General features: G+C 43.7%; 15 protein-coding genes and 1 tRNA gene. 12 read left to right on the top strand and 4 right to left on the bottom strand.

Annotation, left to right across the window (positions count from 1 at the left end; all coding sequences use genetic code 11):
- Positions 1–388: 388 nt before the first annotated feature.
- A tRNA-Ser gene (locus tag ACQY3M_RS00390) sits at positions 389–473 on the bottom strand.
- 60 nt (positions 474–533) lie between these two features.
- Positions 534–1172, bottom strand: a complete 639-nt coding sequence (locus ACQY3M_RS00385) for a pimeloyl-ACP methyl esterase BioG family protein (RefSeq protein WP_428065135.1) — start codon at positions 1170–1172, stop codon at positions 534–536.
- Between the two features lie 99 nt (positions 1173–1271).
- On the opposite strand from ACQY3M_RS00385, the gene ACQY3M_RS00380 reads away from it, so the two are divergent.
- Entirely contained in the window at positions 1272–2570 is a 1299-nt protein-coding gene (locus ACQY3M_RS00380; protein WP_428065133.1) for an MFS transporter, read from the top strand.
- On the opposite strand, the gene ACQY3M_RS00375 is transcribed toward ACQY3M_RS00380, so the two are convergent.
- Positions 2564–3289, bottom strand: a complete 726-nt coding sequence (locus tag ACQY3M_RS00375; RefSeq protein WP_428065756.1) for a DUF5131 family protein — start codon at positions 3287–3289, stop codon at positions 2564–2566. The genes ACQY3M_RS00380 and ACQY3M_RS00375 overlap by 7 nt on opposite strands.
- 132 nt (positions 3290–3421) lie before the next feature.
- Here ACQY3M_RS00375 and ACQY3M_RS00370 point away from each other — a divergent pair, with 132 nt between their 5' ends.
- From ACQY3M_RS00370 to ACQY3M_RS00360, 3 genes are read left to right on the top strand one after another with little or no spacing between them, the layout of a single operon-like run.
- Complete coding sequence (locus ACQY3M_RS00370; protein ID WP_428065131.1) at positions 3422–4627, top strand: pyridoxal phosphate-dependent aminotransferase; 1206 nt, start codon at positions 3422–3424, stop codon at positions 4625–4627.
- Between the two features lie 2 nt (positions 4628–4629).
- Positions 4630–6252: a phosphoenolpyruvate carboxykinase (ATP) gene (pckA, locus tag ACQY3M_RS00365; RefSeq protein WP_428065129.1), complete on the top strand. Its 1623-nt coding sequence runs from the start codon at positions 4630–4632 to the stop codon at positions 6250–6252.
- A gap of 16 nt (positions 6253–6268) precedes the next feature.
- Complete coding sequence (locus ACQY3M_RS00360) at positions 6269–6523, top strand: SWIB/MDM2 domain-containing protein (protein WP_428065127.1); 255 nt, start codon at positions 6269–6271, stop codon at positions 6521–6523.
- A 303-nt stretch (positions 6524–6826) separates the two neighbouring features.
- Here ACQY3M_RS00360 and ACQY3M_RS00355 read toward each other — a convergent pair whose 3' ends face one another.
- Positions 6827–7156, bottom strand: a complete 330-nt coding sequence (locus tag ACQY3M_RS00355) for a hypothetical protein (protein WP_428065125.1) — start codon at positions 7154–7156, stop codon at positions 6827–6829.
- Between the two features lie 180 nt (positions 7157–7336).
- Between ACQY3M_RS00355 and ACQY3M_RS00350 the strand changes: the two genes are divergently transcribed.
- The 8 genes from ACQY3M_RS00350 (at position 7337) to ACQY3M_RS00315 (ending at position 21596) form a co-directional block, all read left to right on the top strand.
- Positions 7337–9091 carry a 1-deoxy-D-xylulose-5-phosphate synthase gene (locus tag ACQY3M_RS00350; protein WP_428065123.1) on the top strand — a complete coding sequence of 585 codons (1755 nt, stop codon included), beginning with the start codon at positions 7337–7339 and terminating at the stop codon, positions 9089–9091.
- Between the two features lie 370 nt (positions 9092–9461).
- A complete protein-coding gene (locus ACQY3M_RS00345) occupies positions 9462–10415 on the top strand; it encodes a glycosyltransferase family 8 protein (protein ID WP_428065121.1) in 954 nt (317 codons plus the stop codon).
- Positions 10416–10428: 13 nt separating this feature from the next.
- On the top strand, positions 10429–11385 hold the full coding sequence (locus tag ACQY3M_RS00340; RefSeq protein WP_428065119.1) for a glycosyltransferase family 8 protein: 957 nt from the start codon (positions 10429–10431) through the stop codon (positions 11383–11385).
- A 6-nt stretch (positions 11386–11391) separates the two neighbouring features.
- Positions 11392–11838 (top strand): hypothetical protein, encoded by a 447-nt coding sequence (locus ACQY3M_RS00335; protein WP_428065117.1) that lies wholly within the window; start codon positions 11392–11394, stop codon positions 11836–11838.
- A 147-nt stretch (positions 11839–11985) separates the two neighbouring features.
- On the top strand, positions 11986–13113 hold the full coding sequence (locus tag ACQY3M_RS00330; protein ID WP_428065115.1) for a polysaccharide pyruvyl transferase family protein: 1128 nt from the start codon (positions 11986–11988) through the stop codon (positions 13111–13113).
- 111 nt (positions 13114–13224) lie between these two features.
- On the top strand, positions 13225–13926 hold the full coding sequence (locus ACQY3M_RS00325) for an iron-sulfur cluster assembly scaffold protein (protein WP_428065113.1): 702 nt from the start codon (positions 13225–13227) through the stop codon (positions 13924–13926).
- Positions 13927–13946: 20 nt separating this feature from the next.
- Positions 13947–14945, top strand: coding sequence for a GGGtGRT protein (locus tag ACQY3M_RS00320; protein WP_428065111.1), 999 nt, complete (start codon positions 13947–13949; stop codon positions 14943–14945).
- Positions 14946–15506: 561 nt separating this feature from the next.
- Entirely contained in the window at positions 15507–21596 is a 6090-nt protein-coding gene (locus tag ACQY3M_RS00315; protein ID WP_428065110.1) for a hypothetical protein, read from the top strand.
- The last annotated feature ends 154 nt before the right edge of the window (positions 21597–21750 follow it).

Raw genomic sequence — 21750 nt, 5'->3', positions numbered from 1 at the left:
CTCAAATTTGATGTAAAAATTTTCCAACCTTAAGAAAAAACTTCCGACCTTGTTTCAAATTCTCAAACCTTATGATATTTTTGTAAAATTTTGTGGAACTGGACTATTCCGAAATAATCAAATTATCCGTACAGTTCAAATTTGGTGCGTATCTCACTGATAATATACAAATCTCAATCTATCCGTACAGTCCAGAAAAAGTCCAGTTTTCCAGTTTGATTTTTTTGGAACACTTAATTTTTCCGACCCAAAAACGCCCACACAAAGCCTACTTTACCAAAATAATCTATCTAACCGTACCAATCAACCTGGACAAAAAACTACAGTCAAATAGAGAAAATAAGTCTTGGGAAAAAGGCTGTTATATTGGTAATAAGGCAATAAAAAACGGAGAGGGAGGGATTCGAACCCTCGATACCTTGCGGTACACAGGTTTTCGAGACCTGCTGTTTCAACCACTCACACACCTCTCCAATTCCAATATATTATATAAAATTAGCGCGCTGTTAAGAAGGAAATATTTGTCTTTCCCGTCAGAAACTTAAAATTTCGTCAAAATTCTTAAAGCGATAAAATACATTATGCGCGCAATCATTTAAAGTTTTATACTTTCCGCGGAAATATTCTTTTTGTCTGTCGGGGGAGAATATTTTATCCTTCTCGGCGATTATTGCTTTGTCAAATTCCATTACGGGATAATTGCTTGCGGCAAGTTTTTGCAGATTATCAAGTTCCTCAAAACAGCTTTCGAAAGTCCTCATAGAAGAGTTTTTGTTGAAATTTTCCAATTCCTCCTCGCTCGCCACAAGATAATCGCGTCTGAAGGCCATATAATTTGAAAGATTAAGCCCCTTGAAAACTTTTATAACGTCTTTGGGTATGCCGTAATAATCGTCAAACATCAGTGGATTGCCGTTGACGGCTATTTTTTGTTTCAGCCGGGGCAGTTTGTCTTTTATGAGCCCTGCGGCGAAGACCCCCGCCGAATAAGCCAGAAGATGAACATTCTTGTAGCTGGAAGCGTCAAAATCAAAGCTGATGTCGGAATAGTCCCAGCAGAGAAAAACATTTTTTTCGCTGTGCATATTTTTGAATTGGTTATCGTCGCAGCCCCAGCCGCTTAAGAAAATTATTAAATCGTCGCTTGGTTTTTTTATAAGTTTTGATTTCATTGTTAATCCTATAAATAAAATTTCTCCAGTAGAGATTATACATATAAAATACATTTTTTGTATACTTAAACAAATAAATGACGGTATTTTGGAGCGTTTATGAATTTTAAGAATATTTCCCCTTGGGCGTATATACCGACGGCCTATTTTATGGAGGGTGTTCCCTATGCCGTAATAAACATACTTTCCGCGGTTATATATTCCAAGCTGGGTGTTCCCAACGACGTATTTATCTTTTGGACTAGCTGGCTGTACCTGCCATGGGCTTTAAAGATGTTCTGGTCGCCTTTGGTTGAGGGCAACGCGACGAAGCGTTTTTGGATACTTGCCACGCAGTACGCTTTGGCTTTGGTATTTTTGTTTTTGGCGCTTTGTTTGAAGTGGGATAATTTCTTTACTTTTTCGATAATAGGTTTTTTCGCGGGCGCGGCGATATCGGCGACGCACGACATCGCGCTTGACGGCTACTATATGATAGCGCTTGACGGCAAACGCCAGAGCGAATTTGTCGGCTGGCGTACGGTGTTTTACAGGTTCGCGATGATATTTATCAGCGGACCATTGGTGGTATTGGCGGGCAAGGCTCGGGCCTTGGGCGACAGTGAGGCCGCGGCGTGGAGTATGGTGTTATGCGCCTTGGCCGCTTTTACTTTTTTGGTGACGACTTATCATAAATTTATATTGCCTCGTCCTCAGGCCGATAAGGCGGCGGTGCTGGAAAGGGGATATCTCTTCGCGGACGTATTCAAGAGCTATTTCAAACAGGAAAATATAATTTATATTCTTCTTTTCATACTGCTATATCGTTTCGGCGACGCGTGTTTGGAAAAGGTGGTGGTGCCGTTTCTTCTAAAGCCGGAGGCGGAAGGGGCTTTGGCCTTGAGCACCGAGGCTTTTGGTTACATCAAAGGCACCTTGGGCTTATTGGCGGTGATAGCTGGCAATATATTGGGCGGATACATATTATCCAAGTTCGGATTTAGAAAATGTATATGGTATTTCGCGCTGATACTCGTCTTGCCCAATTTCTTTTACGCCTATATGGCGTATTTTCGGCCGGGTCTGTGGGTTATAGGGACATTGCTTGTTTTGGAAAATTTCGGCAACGGCCTTGCGATGATGGCTTTTACGGTATTTGTGATGTTTGTTTCGCAGGGGAAATACAAAACTTCTTTTTATGCCATATCTACGGGCATAATGGCTTTTGGTATGATGATCCCCAATATGATAAGCGGCAAATTACAGGTGGTTTTGGGATATAAGGAATTTTTCCTGCTTGTCAGCGTGATGAGCCTTATCTCTTTTGCGGTGATACCGCTTTGCTATAAAATCAGGCAGCTTCGGGAGGCCGATTCCTACATAGCCGCGGCCGATAAGTCTGAATTTTTGGATCAATAAAAATCTATATTTGCTTTTTGAGCTTGTATATGCTGAAGATTGCGGGGGATTTTATATAGTTTTCCGTCTTTGATAAAGTTCGCACCCGTCTGCTTGAATTTGAAGGGCACTTTCGCTTTTTTGCATTGGGCGGATAGTTTAAGGAACCATTCAAAACGTGCGGGTCTGGCGTTGGAGCCGGATTCACCGCCCGCGACGACTTCAAGTATCTGCGGTGTTAGGTAAGGCGCCAAATCAAGTTCCGTAAGGAGCGGTTCGCAAATAAGAATTTTATTTTTTATCGGCAATTCCAGATAAACGGGCAGGCGTTCATCGGCCCGCTTTTGATTTTCCACGGTGCAGGCGATGGTTACGTTAGGGTACCCGTCCTGCCAATCCGGGGGGAACATATCTGGCAGGCGCAGTATTCGTTTTGTGGTCATAAAGAAATGCAGGTCCGATCTAAATTTAATCATACGCCAAGCCTCGTCGCGCCATTGGTCGGCCTCTTGGAGAAAGAAGTCGGAACTGAAGCAGGTGTAAACGGTTTCGCCGGAAGGTATTTTAAAATTGCCGCTGCGGCTCTTTTTGAGGGGCAAATCAAAGTCTTTGTTCTTGAGGATTAAAGAGCTGTCTTTTCCGTGTCTGGAATCGATACGGTATACATAACAATTAAGGCAGCCTTCGGAATATTTGCGGCAGCCGTGCCAGGGGTTCCATTTCATAAGACAATTATATATATTTGTCGGCCTGAAGCGCCGCGTATAGAGGAAAAAAGGGATTTTAATCGGTAAAACGGATATTTTTGTCTAAGCGGGCTTAGGGGTTTAAAAAGGACGGGCAATAAAGGTATAATGTACTAAGAGGGAGATATGGAACTTAGCAATTTATCTTCAACGATAGGCGATTCGCCTACTCTTAAATTAAACGCGAAAACGGCCGCATTAAAGAAGGAAGGCTTACCCGTTATCCATTTGGGCGGGGGCGAGCCTGAGATACCCGCGCCGTTAAGCGCGGTTGACGCGATAATAAAGAAAGCGCAAAGCCGCAAGATAAAATATTCTCCGACCACGGGCGGCGCGGAACTGAAAGAAGCCGTCGCGCGCTATACCAAAGAGCACTACGGTATAGAAGTGGATAATAAAAATATTATTATATCTTCTGGCGCGAAGCAGGCGATATATAACTTTCTTTTGAGTACGATCAACAAAGGCGACGAAGTGGTTTTCCCCGTGCCGTATTGGGTCAGCTATCCCGATATGATAAAACTTGTCGGTGGTGTTCCCGTAGCGGTAAAGCCCAAAGAGGGTATAGAAATCACCTTTGAGGAACTCGCGAACGCGGTAACGGAAAAGACTAAGGCGATAATGTTAAACAGCCCGAGCAATCCGGCGGGCGTTTTGTTTAGCGCGGATTTTATAAGGAAAACGGTTGAACTTTGCCGCAGCAGGAACATATGGCTGATGACGGACGATATTTATCATCAGCTGGTTTTTGACGGCGTGAAGGCGCCCAGCCCTTTTGAGTATACCGACAATGCCGATAATATAGTCGCCATAAACGGCGTATCGAAGTTATACGGCCTTACGGGGCTTAGGATAGGGTGGGCGGTATCGACCAACAAGGAAGTTATCGCTGCTATGGGGCGCATGCAGGCGCAGACGACATCGTGCAACAGCGCGCTGTCGGAAGCGGGTGCCTTGGGCGCATTGCAGGGAAGCCAAGAAGTTGTGGACGAACTGCGCAAAATTTTGGAAAATAATAGAAACACGCTTTTGAGCGAACTTTCAAAGATAGAAGGGGTGAAAGTTCTGGCTCCCAAAGGCACGTTCTATTGTTTTGCGGATTTCAGCCGCTATAATAAAGACTCTTTGGCGTTATCGGCGTTTCTGCTTGATAAGGTAATGGTGGCGACGGTACCCGGCGTATCGTTCGGACTGGACGGATACTTAAGAATAAGCTACTGTGCGGCCGAGGAGAATATTATAGAAGGTTTAAGAAGGATAAGGTGGGCTTTGGACAAGGCCGCGCCTGCCGAGATAAAAATCGGCGATAAAATTGTAAGAAAGGATTGGTAAAAATGAAAAAGATAAACCCTACAGCTTATCAGAGCGAATACGGTCTTGATAAATTGGGAATAAAGACAAACAAAACCGTATATTGGAACCTCACGGTTGAAGAGCTTTACGAAAAGGCTCTTGAGAAGGGAGAAGGCAATATAACCGACGGCGGCGCCTTAACGGTAACGACTGGCAAACTTACGGGCCGCGCTCCCAACGACAGATTTTTCGTGGAAACCGAAGACGTAAAAAATACGCTTTGGTGGCATAAAGGCAACAAAGGCATAAGCGAAGAACATTTTAACAGCCTTTTTGACAAAGCCCTTAAGTATATGGAAGGCATAGATTTGTTCGTACGCGACGCTTATGTAGGCAGTGCGGAAGCCTCCAGAATGCCTATCAGAGTAATCAACGAATATGCTTGGCACAACATTTTCGCCAAGAATATGTTTATCGAGCCTAAAGCCGAAGAAAGGACGAAGATTGTACCTCAATTCACGGTAGTATTTTTGCCGGGTCTTAAAGCCGATCCCGCCACTGACGGTACGGCTTCCGAGACGGCGATACTCATCAACTTTAAAAAGAGAGTGGTATTGATAGCTGGTTCTGCCTATGCGGGCGAATCTAAGAAATCCGTATTTACGGTAATGAACTATATGCTGCCGCTCAAGAATATTATGACGATGCACTGCTCCGCGAACGTCGGGCCTAACGGCGACAGCGCTTTGTTCTTCGGTCTTTCCGGTACGGGCAAAACGACGCTTTCGGCCGATCCTAAACGCGGGCTTATCGGCGATGACGAGCACGGCTGGGACAATGACGGCGTATTCAACTTTGAAGGCGGCTGCTATGCGAAGGTAATAAAACTCTCCAAAGAAGCCGAACCTCAGATATTCTCCACGACGCATCGCTTCGGCACGATTTTGGAGAATGTCGTATTTGACGACAATACCAGAAAACTGGATTTGGACAGCGCCGAAATAACGGAAAACACCCGCGCTTCCTATCCTTTAACCTTCATTGACAATGCCGTACCCAGCGAACGCGGACCCCACCCGAAGAACATCATCTTCCTTACTTATGATGCTTTCGGTGTATTGCCGCCGATTTCAAGGCTTTCCAAAGAACAGGCGATGTATCAGTTTATGAGCGGATATACCGCCAAAGTCGCTGGAACCGAAAAAGGCGTGAAGGAACCTCAGCCGACGTTCAGCACCTGCTTCGGCGGGCCGTTTATGGCTTTGCATCCTTCCAAATATGCCGAACTCTTGAAAGAGAAGATGGAAAAACACAATGCCAAATGCTGGTTGGTGAACACCGGTTTGGTCGGCGGGCCTTACGGCGTCGGCAGCAGAATCAGCATCAAGCATACCAGGGCTTTGCTTAATGCGGCTTTGGACGGCAAACTTAATGACGTCAAATTCGTAAAAGACGACGTATTCGGCTTTGAAATTCCGACCGAGTGCGAAGGCGTACCTTCTGAGATATTACAGCCTTCGGCCGCTTGGTCAGATAAGAACGAGTACTATAAGAAGTACAGAGAACTCGCAGCCGCTTTCGTAAAGAACTTCGAAAAGTTCAAAGAAGGCTGCAGCGAAGAAATTTTAAACGCAGCTCCCAAAGTGGAAGAGCTTGTAAAATAATATAGGAGAAATAACAATGGCAAAAGCAAACGCTAAATTTATGGCGCCTTTAACCCCGAGCGCAGATCTTGCTAAGGTAACTGGAGCGGCTCCGCTTCCCAGGACCGAAGTAGTCAAGAAACTTTGGGACTATATTAAGAAGAATAACCTTCAGGACAAGGCCAACAAGAGAATGATAAATGCCGATGACGTATTGAAGCCGATATTCGGCGGCAAAACGCAGATCAGCATGTTCGAGATGGCCGGTTTGGTAGGCAAACATCTTAAATAGACAAAGAGCGTTAAAGTATTTAAGCCCCGCGTTAAAATGCGGGGCTTTTTTTGCAGAACACCTTTTAGGTTTAAAAGGGATTGGGGGATATTTTTTGAAACGTTTTTTATACTTATGGGCATATGGGCAGAGCGCGAAGTTAAAGCAAGGAATTTGCATCGGAGCATTGATTTTTACAGTATCGTTTCATCAATAGGAGTTTGCCGGCAGATGATTATTAAGCTGTTTGGTAAATAATTGCGGCTATATGGAGAATAAAAAACGGCTCTCAGAGGAGAGCCGTTCTCATTGCGCTAAAAAGAGTTAATTGGAGAGGGTTTCCTTCCAAGCTTTCTTTTCGTCTTCAATCTGTTGTTTTACGGAGTCTATTTTCTCCTGTGCGGCCGCTTTGGCGGCGTCTAAAGCAGAAGCTGAGGCGTTTGTCGCCTTATCGGCTTCTTTTGCGGTATTGTAAGCCTCTTTAATATCATTGATTTTCTGTCTGGTTTCAGCTGATTTTTGTAAGGCCTCGTCCAAAGTCATAGTATTTGTTTTGGCCGCAGTCGTTTGCGAGGCGGCACAACCGGCAAATGCGAAAGCGCAAATTACCGCTGACAGCGTGAGTATAAACAGGAACGGTGTTGTCTTTTTCATATTTTTTGCTCCTTTATAATTTAACCTTTTTTATATTCTATAAAAAAATTGGGTTGATAATACATTTAATTGCTTCTTTATCTTGACTTAGAGCGAACTCCAATTGCTACAATAATATTATAAAGCTTTTGGCGTTTAAGGGACGCTATTGTTTATAGCTTGATAAAAGGAGAAATATAAATGTATATAGAGCAAATAAACGGACCTCAAGACGTAAAGAAACTGGATAAAAATGCTTTAACGGTATTAGCGGGCGAGATCAGGGAGGCTTTAATTAAGAAATTAAGCAAAAGGGGCGGGCATTTTGGGCCTAATTTGGGAATGGTGGAAGCGACGATAGCTTTGCATTATGTTTTTGATTCCCCAAAAGACAAAATTGTTTTTGACGTATCGCATCAAAGTTACGCGCATAAAATGCTTACGGGCCGCAAAGACGCTTTTTTGTACGAGGAGCACTACGGCGACGTATCTGGTTATTCCAACCCTAAGGAAAGCGAACATGATTTTTTTACAATAGGGCATACTTCGACGTCCGTCAGCCTGGCCTGCGGTTTGGCCAAAGCCAGGGATTTAAAGGGGGAAGGCGGCAATGTGATAGCGGTAATAGGGGACGGCTCTTTAAGCGGAGGCGAGGCTTTGGAAGGGCTTGACTACGCACCCGAACTTAAGAGCAATCTTATAATAGTGGTAAACGACAATGATATGTCGATAGCGGAAAACCACGGCGGCCTGTATGAAAATCTTAAACTTCTAAGGGAAAGCGACGGCAAAGCCGAGAGAAATATATTCAAGGCTTTCGGGCTTGAGTATGTATTTGTAAAAGACGGCAATGACATAAACTCTTTAATAGAAGCGTTTAAGAGCGTAAAGGACGTAAACAAAGCCGTAGTCGTACACATTTGCACGGAGAAGGGCAAAGGCTATACCCCGGCAGAGCAAAGCAAAGAGGCCTGGCATTACTGCGCGCCTTTCAATATGGAGAACGGCAAGAGTTTGGCGGAGGCCAGTGGCGCGGATTATGCCTCAATGACGGCGGATTATCTGCTTGGAAAAATGAAAGAAGATAAAACTCTTGTTGCCGTGACTTCCGGTACGCCTGCCGTCTTCGGCTTTAACGCAGAAAAACGAAAAGAGGCGGGTGTGCAGTTTGTGGACGTCGGCATAGCGGAAGAAACGGCCGTCGCGCTTTCTTCAGGCGTGGCGTGCGGCGGCGGCAAGGCGGTATGGGGCGTATACAGCACGTTTGTCCAAAGGACGTTTGACCAACTTTCCCAAGATTTGTGCATCAATAAAAACCCCGCGGTTATTTTGAACTTTTGGGCTTCCATATACGCGATGAACGACGTTACGCACCTGGGTATATATGATATACCTTTACTGTCCAATATTCCCAATCTGGTATATTTGGCGCCTGTCACCAAGGAGGAATATTTTTCCATGCTGGATTGGTCGCTTAAACAGCGAGAACACCCGGTAGCGATAAGAGTACCCGTAGAAGTGATAAACGGCGCCAAGCCCGTAGAAAGGGACTGGAGTGTTTTAAACCGCTACGGCGTGGAGCAAAGGGGGCAAGACGTCGCGGTGCTGGCTTTGGGGAGTTTTTACGGCTTAGGCGAGCGAGCGTGCACAGCGATAGAGGCCATAACGGGCGTAAAGCCTACCTTGATAAAACCGTATTATATCAGCGGTTTGGACGAATCGTTGCTTGAGGAGCTAAAATCCGATCATAAAATCGTGGTGACCTTAGAAGACGGCATTCTTGACGGCGGTTTTGGAGAGAAAGTCGCCAGGTTTTACGGAAGTTCTTCGGTAAAAGTGTTAAATTACGGTTTTAGGAAGGAATTTTTGGACCGTTTCAACGCTGAGGACGTCTTAAACGAGAGTGGCATAACGCCGGAAGCCATTGCGGGCGACATATCCGAATTGCTTAAATAAATTACGCGTCTGTTTTATAAAACGGGGGAGAGCGGGAATCGTTTTTCCCCGTATTTATTTGCTTAAATAAGGCTGATATTTCTAAGGAAATATTTGGCTAAGGCGGTGTAATAACATATAATATTTTAAGAAGTACAATTTAAGATTATTTTGTGGGAGCATACCAAACGGGTATGCTGAGCCGGAATTAAATCCGGCACACTCGAAACCAGAAAATAATCGTTTGCTTTTACCTGTTTTCTTATGAGGACAGGAGGGCGACGGTTATGCAGGTTATTCGAGTGGCTTGCTGACTGCTCGCCTTTTTTATTGTGTTAAGCAAGCCGCTCGATAACTTGCAAGTGTTTCGTTGCTCCCGATAGGAGAAACGATGAGCGCAGATACTATAAATATATGTTTGGCCGCTGACGATAACTATGCGGTTTGTATGGGAATTACCATACTATCTGTCCTTAAAAACGCTTCAAAAGAGGATGAACTCGCTTTTTATATTTTGGAAAATCAAATCAGCGCTAAGCGCAAAGCCGAAATAGAAAGCCTTAAAAAGTTTAGGGAATTTAATATTTTTTGGATTCCTTTAAATCCTTCCGATTTTAAACAATGCAAGGTTACCCGGAGGGGACTTACCCTTACCACCTATGCCCGTTTTCTGATACCTGATACAATCCCCTGTTCAAAGGTTTTGTATTTGGACTGCGATATTTTGGCGCGCGGCTCTCTTTCCCCATTATTCAATACCGATTTGGGCGACAAACTGGTCGGCGGGGTTATAGATATAGGTATCGGTCCCAAATATTACAAAAAGCATTTGGGGGAAAGGGTGAATCATTATCTTAACGCGGGCGTCCTGCTGATCAACAATGATTTATGGCGGAAATATTCCATAAGGGAATGGCTTTTTGACTATTCCGGAGATAATTCCTCCCGTCTGAAATATAATGATCAAGACGCCATAAACTATGTTTGCGCGGGGCGCAAACACATACTTCCTTATGAGTGGAATGTTATGGATGCTTTTTATTACCCGGATTTGATAGAGAGAGGATCTTCGCGGGAAGATATTATCCGCGCCGCTTTGGCCCCCAAAATTAGGCATTGTAAACCTTTCAAGAAAAACTATTTCGGCCCCGATAAGGAAGAATATCGCCTGCTTATGGCGGAAAGCCCCTGGAAAGATCTTATCCCCCAAGACGACAGCGGGATAAAGCTGTATATCCTTTGCCTTTGGAATTATTTTAAGGTGCATAATTTTTTCTTTCTTAAGAAAAAATTTTGGCAAAGGGTAAAAGCGTTGGGCCTTTTGGCGATTATAGGTAATAAATGAAAGGAGAAAGATTATGTCTAAAATAAATATTTGTTTCGCCAGTGATGATAATTACGCTGTTTGTATGGGAATTACCATACTATCTGTCCTAAAAAGCGCTTCCAAAGAGGATAAACTCGCTTTTTATATTTTGGAAAATCAAATCAGCGCCAAGCGCAAAGCCGAAATAGATAGCCTTAAAAAGTTTAGAGAATTTGATATTTTTTGGATTTCCATAAAGCCTTGCGATCTCAAAGAGCTTGTAGTTAATCAAAAGGGACTAACCTCTACCGCCTATGCCCGTTTGCTTATAGGGGAAAAAATACCTTGCGATAAAATCATTTATCTTGATTGTGATATTTTGGTAAGAGATTCTCTTTCGCCTTTGTTCAATGTCGATTTGGGCAATAAATGGGTAGGAGGGGTAATAGACATAAATATAGCCTCCGGATATTATAAAAAAAATTTGGGGGAGAGGGTAAAGCATTATATCAATTCGGGCGTTTTGCTGATAAATTGCGGATTATGGCGCAAATATAGCGTAACGCAATGGCTTTTGGATTACGCTAGAGAAAATTCTTTTCGCCTTAAATATAACGATCAAGACGTTATAAATTATGTTTGTGCGGGGCGCAAGTATATTCTTTCTTACGAATGGAATGTAATGGATACTTTTTATTATCCCGATTTGCGCGGAAGAATCGGTGTGCGAACACAAGCGGGCGATATTGAGCGTGCTTGCATTTCGCCTAAAATAAGGCATTACAAGGCTTTTAGGAAGAACTATTTCGGGCCCAATAAGGAAGAATATCGCTTTCTTATGGAGGGAAGCCCCTGGAAGGATTTTACTCCTCAAGACGACAGCGGGATAAAGCTGTATATGCTATGCCTTTGGAATTATTTTAAAGTGCATAATTTTTTCTTTTTTAAGAGAAAATTTTGGCAAAGGGCTAAGACTTTTGGTTTTTTGCCTCTAATAAGCAACAGGTAGGTTTTTATGATAAAAACGAATATCGCTTTTGAAATAAGCGCCGATAACTGCTCGTATGTTTTTGATAAGCTCTCCGATCTTAACTACGAACTATATGGAAAAATATATTTATTGACTTATTTTATGCCTGCTGGGATAGAAAAAACACTTTTCCCAGGAAAAGACGGTCCGTCTATATCGCGCATAAATGTCGGCGAAGTTATGGCATACGATTTGTTGCGGGAGAATTCTTTTCTTTCACCTTCGGATATGACTTATATTTTGCTTGAGGATTATTTGCCCGAGGACGCTACTCTTTATTGGCGAGGCTTTCGGAGCGGTACGGATAAAGATTTTGAGTTCATAAATTTGAAGCGTCGGCGGGATATTGATTTTTCCGGGCGGTGTTTGGAATATATAAAGCGTAATCCTAGGGCTTCTTTAAAAGATGTCCTGGCGGATATAAAACGGTAAAATTATCCGTATTAAAAAAGGATGGTAATATTATGAGTTTGATTGAAATATGTTTTTCTGCCGATGCCAATTATGCTCCTTATATGGGTGTTGGGATATATTCCATATTAAGGAATTCCGCCAGCAATAGATAATATGGGAGGACTTATGAAGAAAATCTTTAATATTAAAAATGAAGAAAACTTTAAAATAATTACGCTGTTAGGCAAAAAAATCTATTTTTTAAGAGATAGGGTTTACTTAAAATTTATTGACAGACAAAATGATGTTTTATTTGCTCTTTTTAATATGGGCATAGCCAAGCCATCAGAACTAAAAGAATATTTTGAAGAATATCTGTTGTTTGATTATAAATATCTGGATCTGACTAAAAAAGATTTAAATATAAATCTTGGCGATTATGTCCAAACTTTGGCAACCCAAAGGGTATTAAAGCAAATTCTGCCTCAAAAGGCTTATTCTTTTACGGACCGGGATAATCTTTCAAATTATAGCGGTCAGTCAGCTTTTTGTATTATGCAAGGATTTTTTGCTCATGGGGCAACTTTTTTGCCTAATAATAGAATATATCCCATATGGGTCGGTACACATTTTGCTAAAAGCAGTCAAGAGGATATTTTAAGGTTTTTGAAATTTAATCCTGATTATTTTTCTAATCAAGAAATCGGCTGCCGAGATACTTTCACTAAGGATTTCTTAAGCAAAATAGGGGTGAAAGCCTATTTAAGCCGCTGTTTAACTTTAACCTTTCCTCTGCGTGAAAAGCAAGAAACACAAACAAAGGTTTTTATTGTTGATGTTCCTAAAAAGTATTTAAAGTATATTCCTAAGGATATTTTAAAGAAGGCCGTTTTTGTTAATCAACGATATATCCCCATAAATAATAGACTTGATTGCTATAATAGGGATTTTTATCTTTCCCAAACGGAAAAATTACTAAATAAATATAAGAAAGAATCTAAATTGATTATAACTACGGCTTTACATTGTGCCAGCCCTTGTACCGCCATGGGCATACCTGTTGTACTAATTAATGATGAACCCCAAAATACCAGATTTGATTTTCTAAAAGGTATTTTAAAGATTTATAACTATGCTGATTTCAAAGGGAAAAAGGTAAATTTTAATCCTAAAGCCCCCAATATAGAAAAGTTGAAAGAATATATGATAAAAAATTTAGAAATATCTATTAAACTGGCGCAAAAGGAGGATATAAATATGGAAGAACTAAAGGCAGTCAGAGAAAAAATAGAAGGATTTACCGTTAAAATTTAGTTTTTAATTTTTGCGGCAGCTTAAAGAGATAAATTAGTTTCAAAATAGATAAAGCGAGTTCAATTATTGTAAAATATATATGCAATAGAAATTTTTTATACGGAGATAACAATGAGCTGCGAAAAATGCACCCCTCACGTTGAAAATATGTGCAGCGTATGCAAAGGCGCTAAACATAATCCGGCCCCTATCCCTGAAGAAGGAAAATGGGTCAATTCCAAACAGATAACGGATATCAGCGGTCTTACGCACGGTGTGGGTTGGTGCGCACCCCAGCAGGGCGCGTGCAAACTTACGTTAAACGTAAAGAACGGCATAATAAAGGAAGCCTTGGTGGAAACTTTGGGCTGCTCCGGTATGACGCACTCTGCGGCGATGGCTGCGGAAATTTTGCCGGGCAAAACCATTCTTGAAGCTTTAAATTCCGATTTGGTCTGCGACGCCATCAACACGGCGATGAGAGAATTATTCCTCCAGATAGTATACGGCAGGACGCAGAGCGCGTTCTCCGACGACGGTTTGCCGATAGGCGCCGGTATGGAAGATTTGGGCAAAGGATTGCGCTCACAAGTTGGCACGATGTACAGCACCGAAGCCAAAGGCCCCCGCTACCTGGAAATGGCGGAAGGCTATGTCCTTGAGATCGGCCTTGACAAAAATAATGAAGTCATCGGATACAAATTCGTCAATTTGGGCAAAATGATGGACGCCATAAAGAAAGGCGAAGATCCGAAAACCGCCTATGAGAAAAACATCAATTCTTACGGGCGCTTCAACGAAGCCGTCAAGAAGATAGATCCGCGCAAAGAGTAACCGGGGAGGAATATAACACTATGATTACATTTGAAGGTTATGAAAGAAGAATAGATAAAATAAACGCCGCCTTGAAAGAGAACGGCATTGCCTCCTTGGAAGACGCAAAAAAGATCTGCGACGATAAAGGCATAGACGTAGAAAAGATAGTAAAAGGCATACAGCCCATCGCTTTTGAAAACGCCGTCTGGGCCTATACGGTAGGCGCGGCGATAGCGATAAAGAGCGGGGTAAAAACCGCGGCTGAAGCGGCCGAAAAAATCGGCGTAGGCTTGCAGAGCTTCTGCGTACCCGGCTCCGTAGCCGATCAGCGCGAAGTAGGCCTTGGCCACGGCAATTTGGCTGCCATGCTGTTGCGCGAAAACACGAAATGCTTCTGCTTCTTGGCGGGGCATGAATCTTTCGCTGCGGCGGAAGGCGCAATCGGTATTGCCAGAACGGCCAATAAAGTAAGAAAAGAGCCTCTTAAAGTTATTTTGAACGGTCTTGGCAAAGACGCGGCTTATATTATATCCCGCATCAACGGGTTCACGTATGTAGAAACCTCTTACGATTACTATACGGGCAAACTTAATATAGTAAGCGAGAAGGCTTTCTCCGACGGCGATAAAGCCAAAGTCAAATGCTATGGCGCCGACGACGTAAACGAAGGCGTCGCCATAATGAGGCACGAGGACGTGGACGTTTCCATTACCGGCAACTCCACCAACCCGACACGCTTCCAGCACCCGGTAGCCGGCACCTATAAGAAATGGGCGACCGAACACGGCAAGAAATATTTCTCCGTGGCTTCCGGCGGCGGTACCGGCAGAACGTTGCACCCCGACAATATGGCCGCGGGTCCCGCTTCTTACGGTATGACCGACACCATGGGCCGCATGCACGGTGATGCACAGTTCGCTGGTTCTTCTTCGGTTCCCGCACACGTAGAGATGATGGGCCTGATCGGTATGGGCAACAACCCGATGGTAGGCGCAAGCGTCGCGGTAGCGGTAGCGATAGAAGAAGCCTCAAAATAAAGAAGCAAATTTAAAGCCCCGGGTAACCGGGGCTTTTTAATGGGCTGTATTTTTATAAACATAGAATTTTGATTTTCACGATTATTGTTAAATGCAAAAAAATCGCGCCGGTTTAAAAGAACTTTTGTATAGGCAAAATATAGGCGTGAAAACTTTCCTTAGGACTTAAGACCCAGCTAAGAATGGGCCTAAAATTTGCTTGAGGGATAACTCGAAAAAAGAATAAAATTTATATATAAGAAGTTTGACTGTTTTTGTAATTTATATATTTTAGCGAAAGGATACCAAAGATGTTTATGAATTATTTAATGAACATAAGCGAAGGAGGCGCCCGGGCTTGCAAAAGCAGGGCCCGCTTTAAGCGTTTGGTATTCGCAGGGCAGCTCCCTTGTGGGAGTGCTGCAGGCCGCGGCAGGGAAGCGTGTCGCTGCATAAAAATAAAATCGGATTTCGGAAAAGGTGCCTAAAAATATTTAGACGCCTTTTTTTTTGGTCTTAAGGCAATAAAATAAAAAGGAAAGGTTTCTCTAAGACCAACGGGAATTAAACGGTAGATAATAAATGAAAAAGATTCTTTCTTCTTTGGGCGTAAAAATTATTTCGATAGTTTTGTCTTTTACTATTCTTTTTGAATGTAATACGGCGGCTTTCGCTGGAGTTGATTTTTCCCAATGGGATGAATCTTTGCCTTATGTCGGCTTCGACGCGGCCGCTTTGTCGGATTTTGATGCCAAATTGGAAGATTTATTCTTGAAAGGAGAAGAAGGCAACATTTATGAAGCCTCCCTTAACAGGGAAACCGATTTAATTTTAAAGTCTTTGGATTCCAATAAAAGCCGCGCCAAACTCGCCGCGCTGATAAAGACGGGGAAAACTAAATACGGATCAATGAGCCCTATGTACGTAAAAAGGGCGGGATCAAAGGATATAAAAAACCTTGAAAACGATTTGATGGCCTATTTGGCGGCTTATTTTATTACTCCCAGGGTAATGCCTTTAAAGGAATATGAAAAATTTTACAATACAATAATAGATGAAGCGGCGCGGGAATATTTAAAAAAGAATCCTTCGCTAAGCGCAATACCGTATAAAAGCCCTCTGGATGCCGCCTCGGCCAAATTGAAAGAGGGATATCCCCTTAAAGATTATTATGCCCAATATCAAAAAGAGGCAAAAGAAGAGATAGCTTGGCGAAAGGCAAATAAAACTAAAGTTGACGCTTCTGCTTATAAAGTTCTGCGCAAGTATATAGAAGCCGTCGGCGCGGAAAATTTATCCTCAAACGTTTTGCGCTACCTTATCCATCTTAAAATAGGCGGCAAAGCGGTTATGACCGCCGCCGAAAAAGAGAATATATACAATTATGCGGTTTCCCGTTTGGAAAAGCAAAATCTAAACTCGCTTAAACTTGGCATAACCAGCGGGAAAAAAGAAAAAAAGATTGCCGCGGTACTGCTGGGCGATATTATAGACACGATAATTATCGGCTCTTATGTTTCCGCCAAAGACGGAGGCCGTTACGCAAAGGCCGTCAAACGCGTGATATATGCCTCGGAGAACGGAGCTGGCTTTGGGCAAATACTTAGCAACGGATTTTCCGCCCTGTTGGCGGCGGAAGAATATTCTTCTTTAAGAGAAATGCTCTCCCGCTATACATTAAAGGAAAAGGAAGGGGCAAGTTTCGGAGAATATCTGAATTTAACTTTATACTCTTCAAAAGCGCGCACGGCGGGCGGACAATTTTTGGGCAAAGCCTCTTACCAAACCCAGTACAGTGGCGATTATCTTTACGGCAACTCCTTTACCGACATCGCTCTTTTACTTGCCGAGGACGGCGGTAAGGAGGCTTTGGCGATACTTAAGGAATACGGCGCGGATAAAGGGCTGGAAGGCGGCATAAAACCGTTTTTGGCAGGGGCTTTGATAAGCGGCAAATCGGGGCTGAGCGCGGAAGCTGCCGGGAATATGGCGGCGGCTTTTGCCAATTTGACTTTAGGCGACATAACCGCTTTGCAGGAATACGATATAGACAAAGATTTGCTGGCCAAGTATCCCGCGATAAAAGGGAAACTTAATTCCGGCGCCGTAATAACCCCTAATCAGCTTGCGGCAAGGAAAGCGCGCAACAAGAGGTTTGACTATTTAGACAACGCCGCCTTCGCGGGAGATATATTACTCCTTATCTGGGGAACGGTTGCGCTTGCAAAACTGGGCGGGAAGGCTTTTGCTTTGAGTAAATCCACATATACCGCGGTAAAAGCGGGGCGCATAGCCGATAGCGCGAAGAGGATATCTTATATCAGGGCCAATTACGCGAAGATGGGCAAATACATATCCGCGCGCAACAATATGCTGCGTTTGAGCGGGAGAATAAAAGGCTCTTCTTTACAGGTTAAAGGTGCGGCCGCGGCTGCAGGTGTGGGGACTAACGAGAGCCGTCAGGCGATAAAGTTGGAAAATTATTTTAACAATAAGCAACTGGCATCTTTATATGACAGCCGCAAAAAAGCTGTTATGGCGGTGAGAAACAGCGCCAATCCCACTCAAAGGCAAGTGACAAAAGCGAAATTGGCTACGGCGGAATATAAGGCTAAGCAGGCTCAGATAAATTTAGTTAAAAAAGCCAGAGCATACGGTTCTTCGGTGGAAAGCAAAAACGCGGCTTATCTTCAAAAAGTTAAGGACTATAATTCAAACGTAAATATATATAATTCAAAACTATCCAAGCTAGCCTCGCTTAAAGCCGAGGGCGGGGCGGCCTCGGAAATTGAGGTTTTAGGCAAGGAAATAAAATCTTTGGCTTCGGATTTAAAGACGGTGCCTTCCGCTCCGCTCTACACTGCCGGCGAATTGGGATATTTAAATGCGGGCGAAACGTTTTCTTCAGCCCTTAAGAGTTTAAATTCCGCCAGAGCGGATTATAAAGCCGCGGGCTGGTGGAATAAGAATATACTCAAGCCGTGGCAGAACTTTTGGGCCCCTTCAGGAGACGGAACCTTGGGCATCGCCGCGTTGGAAACCGAAAGAGGCATAACGATAGCCGAGGCTTTGGGAATTACCACTCCGTACAATCCCAATTATACGAAAGGCTTTAAACTATTTGGCGGTGCTTCCGATAAAACGCCCGTGAACAAATTTTACAATTTCCTTTCCGCGCATAAGATGAAGCCTGCGGCGGATTTCCTTAAATTCATAAACAACAGGGCGACGGTATTAGGTACGGCTCTTATATTCAATTATAATGTAGCGACGACGGTGCCGGAAATCGGCGCTTTTGGCAGGAATTTGACGGCCGGTACCGAATGGGTGCTGAATACGGAGAAGGGTTTGAATTTGGGCAAAACGCTGAGTTTTGGCGCTGCAAGAGCGAGTGCACCCCTTATGCCCGTTATGCCGAAGGTCCAGCCGGTAAACGTAATAGACCCCAAGATATTTGAATTTTTCCGCGGGGTGCCGCTGCCCGGCGGTAATCTTATAAACGATTTCAGCATAAAGGGGCTGTTGGGCAATGTTTCCAAAGCCGGTTATTCCTTAGCGGGCGCGGCGGGAATGGGATTGATGTTTGCAAAAGATTTGTATGGTTATTTTGACAGGCGCCTGCTGAATATAAATATAAGCCCGGCAAAATCTTTTGGAGTTAAACTTTTTGATTCTCCCGCCTCAAGCGAATTTAAAGTTTACGGCGATAATAATTTTTCGTGGGAATTAAGCAGGGAAGCCGCCGCGCTTGGCGGGTGGGATTTTGTCTGGCCCGGTGGATACGACGATGTCTCCCGCGTTTTCGGAACGGATAAATACGTCTACGAGATACCCGCCATACCGCATTTAACATCTTCGACATCATCTTATAGGACGCGTCCCTATTATGTGGACGAACGGGCAAGGAGAGCGGCCTCCCAGCAGAAAATAGGGGAGGAAAAAGCCCTCTCCGCGGCGTGGGACGAAGTCAAAGCCAATCCGAAGGGCAAAGCCTCCAAGCTGATGGCGGAGATAAAAGTAGATAACTTTACTTTTAAGATATTGCACGGCCATGCGGCTACTAACAGAAAAGGGGATCTTGTAGTACAGGGCCCTGAGCTTAAAAGGCTTAGAGGGACATTCTCCAATTTCGGCTTGACCAAGATAATTTTTAAACATTCCAATGACAGGCTTAAAGACGGGCGGAAATATAATGGCGAAAAGTATATAAGCAAAGGCGATTTGCTTAAGCTGCCCTCCATACTGCGGAAATATGCGCCAGTTTCCCAGGAAGCCGGCTTCCCTGAAAAACTTACATACAGAATAAAAGGCGATGACGGAGAGGAATTGGTAATCGTATTCAGCGCTTTGAGAAAAGCCGGCGAATATTCCCTTGTATCTATGTTTTACCGCAAGATAGACGGCAAAGGGGGGAATTTCTCCGAGAAGCTGACTTCCGACTTAAATGACTATATGTCATTTAATAAAGGGCTGAATTTTCTGGAAGCGGACAATATCGCTTTTTCTAGCGAGGCTCAAGCCGCGGCGGGGCGGCGCAATTTTGATGTTTCTCTTGAAGGAAAGAGCTATACCGTAAGCGTTATAAACGGCGCTGGGCGCGATATGGTCTTGCCGGTGTCGCTTTCCTTCCACGAGGATTTCGATACAAACGGATATACAAATATAGTTTTCAACAATAATACCGCGGAGCTTAGGGAGTTTGGCAAGAAACCCAGGACGATGTCCAACTTCTATTTGAGGCTTAAGACGGAAAATAAGAGCCTTATAAAGTTCGCTCAAGCTCTTAAAGACGCAAAAGAAAATATAACTATAAAATTGTGGCAGTACGGTATAGAGCCCTCCAAAACCGTTACCGTTCCGCTCTACAATGCCGATGGCAAGGAAGAGTTGCCCATAAAAGTGATAACGGATGCCAACTTCCTTAAACAAGGCGACAAATTGGTTTTGATGCCTTCGGGCAATGTCGGGGTGATGTCGAACAAGTCGGCAATGCCGAGTTCTTTGGGGTCTACCGTCGTGGTAAGAATACCAAAAAATCAACGCGGCACATTACTGAAAGTATTGGAACAGTCAAAGAATGTTCTGCCTATTGAAGTAATGCAAAATCACAATAAGGCCGATGTCATCACAAAGGAAGGTTTTTACATTAACCCCAGCTTGGGCAAAACTTTGGGCCCCGTATTGCCGGAATCTTTGGGAGTAAGCGAGGCCTTCGCCACTAATTTGATGTACGTGGTAAACTATCTGCCGGGGCTGCTCTCGCCGATGTTAAATCCTTTGGTAAAGAAATTCGGCGAAGTGGCGATGTTTAAAGTATCGATAGTAATATCCATGCTTGCGGCAGTTATACCGGCGATATTCGGCTTTTATGGCTATTCTTACGCAATGGAGCCGACATTGCTTAGGAATATATCGCTCGGTTTGGCATTGTTCGCTTTGGGATTTTCGATAAATATAAGAAACGTCTTGGGCAACTCCCTGATAAATATGAACAGAGGCGCGATGCCGATTGCCAAGGATAAGAAAAAAGAGGAACAGAACTTTTCCGAGGCGCTTAAAGTTACGACCGATATTTTAATTGAAAAATTCAAAAAACTGTTTTCAGGCGGGAGTGATTTCTCGATGGAAGATATTTTGTTCTATAACCGCAGTTTTATAAACAAGAATATCGGTACGATGGCGTTTTTGGTTGCGCCTTCGGCGTTAAACTATGCGGGACGGGCTTTTGGGATGGACTTTAATTTCGGCTGGGACGTATCCTTGCCGTTATATGCGGCGTACAGCGCATACGCTGGATATAGAGTGCACCGTACTAATTTAAGGGACAATATTATAATAGACCACATTAAGAACGATGTATACCAAATGGCCTCAGCGGGAGACGAAACTGAAGCCGCCGCGATAGCCGCGGAAAGCGCCAAGCAGGAAAACAAAAAGAGCTATTGGCAGGACATAAAAGAAGTGTTTGACATTATGCTCCATAAAGAAGGTGTTATGAGTGTAGTGGTGGGAATGTCTTTGGCGACGGCGCATGAACTTTCGATATCCAGTGCGTTTTCCTCGACTTTGTATCAGATAATACCCGACGGCGATATGGCTACGGTAATGGTGATAGGGGTTCTGTATGGTTCGTTAATGTTCGGCAGATTGCTCGGAAATATAACGACTACCAGGATATCTTCCGGTACGTCATATTTGGCGTATTCTTCGCTTTCCGGTCTTGGTACGGCGGGGATATTGGCTGGTATAATGGCGGATATTCCTTCGCTGATAGTATCGAGCGGCGTGATAGCCAGTATAGGCATGGGTAATTACTTTTCGCAGATGTTCGCTTATATCATAAGGAAACACCCCGAACTGCAAAGCCAAATATCGCAAGGAATGAGTTTTACCATGCCCATAGCGGTTGGGTTATCCATGCCGATAACCTATCTGAACGATTGGCTAAATGTTCCCTATGCTAGGGTAATGGCCTCGCTGGCAATGTTGGTTGCCAGTATGATAGCGACCAATAAAATGTTGGATAATTCAACCTTGTACAAATTTATCAAGCAGGAGTTTAAGGAGGCTTCGGACTATGTGGTGGGCTTGTATAAGGATAAGATAAAGGGCGGTAAGGATAAAGGGGAGGAACCTCCCACTACCGATTTGAACAATCCTCTTCCCAACTAGGAGTAAAGAAAGGCTATATAAGCGGCGGGCGCCAATAAGTGGGCCCGCCGTTTTTTTGTGTATTTTTATCAATGCAAAAGATTCTTTACAAGGTAGAACATAAATGTTACATTTGAAATGTAGGTGTAGTCATTTCATCTTTAAACGGAGGTTT

It is taken from the genome of Candidatus Proelusimicrobium volucris (genome assembly GCF_959605025.1).
Lineage (GTDB): Bacteria > Elusimicrobiota > Elusimicrobia > Elusimicrobiales > Elusimicrobiaceae > Proelusimicrobium > Proelusimicrobium volucris.
Note: the sequence above shows the minus strand (reverse complement) of the source record. Positions and strands in the feature narration are given on the sequence as shown.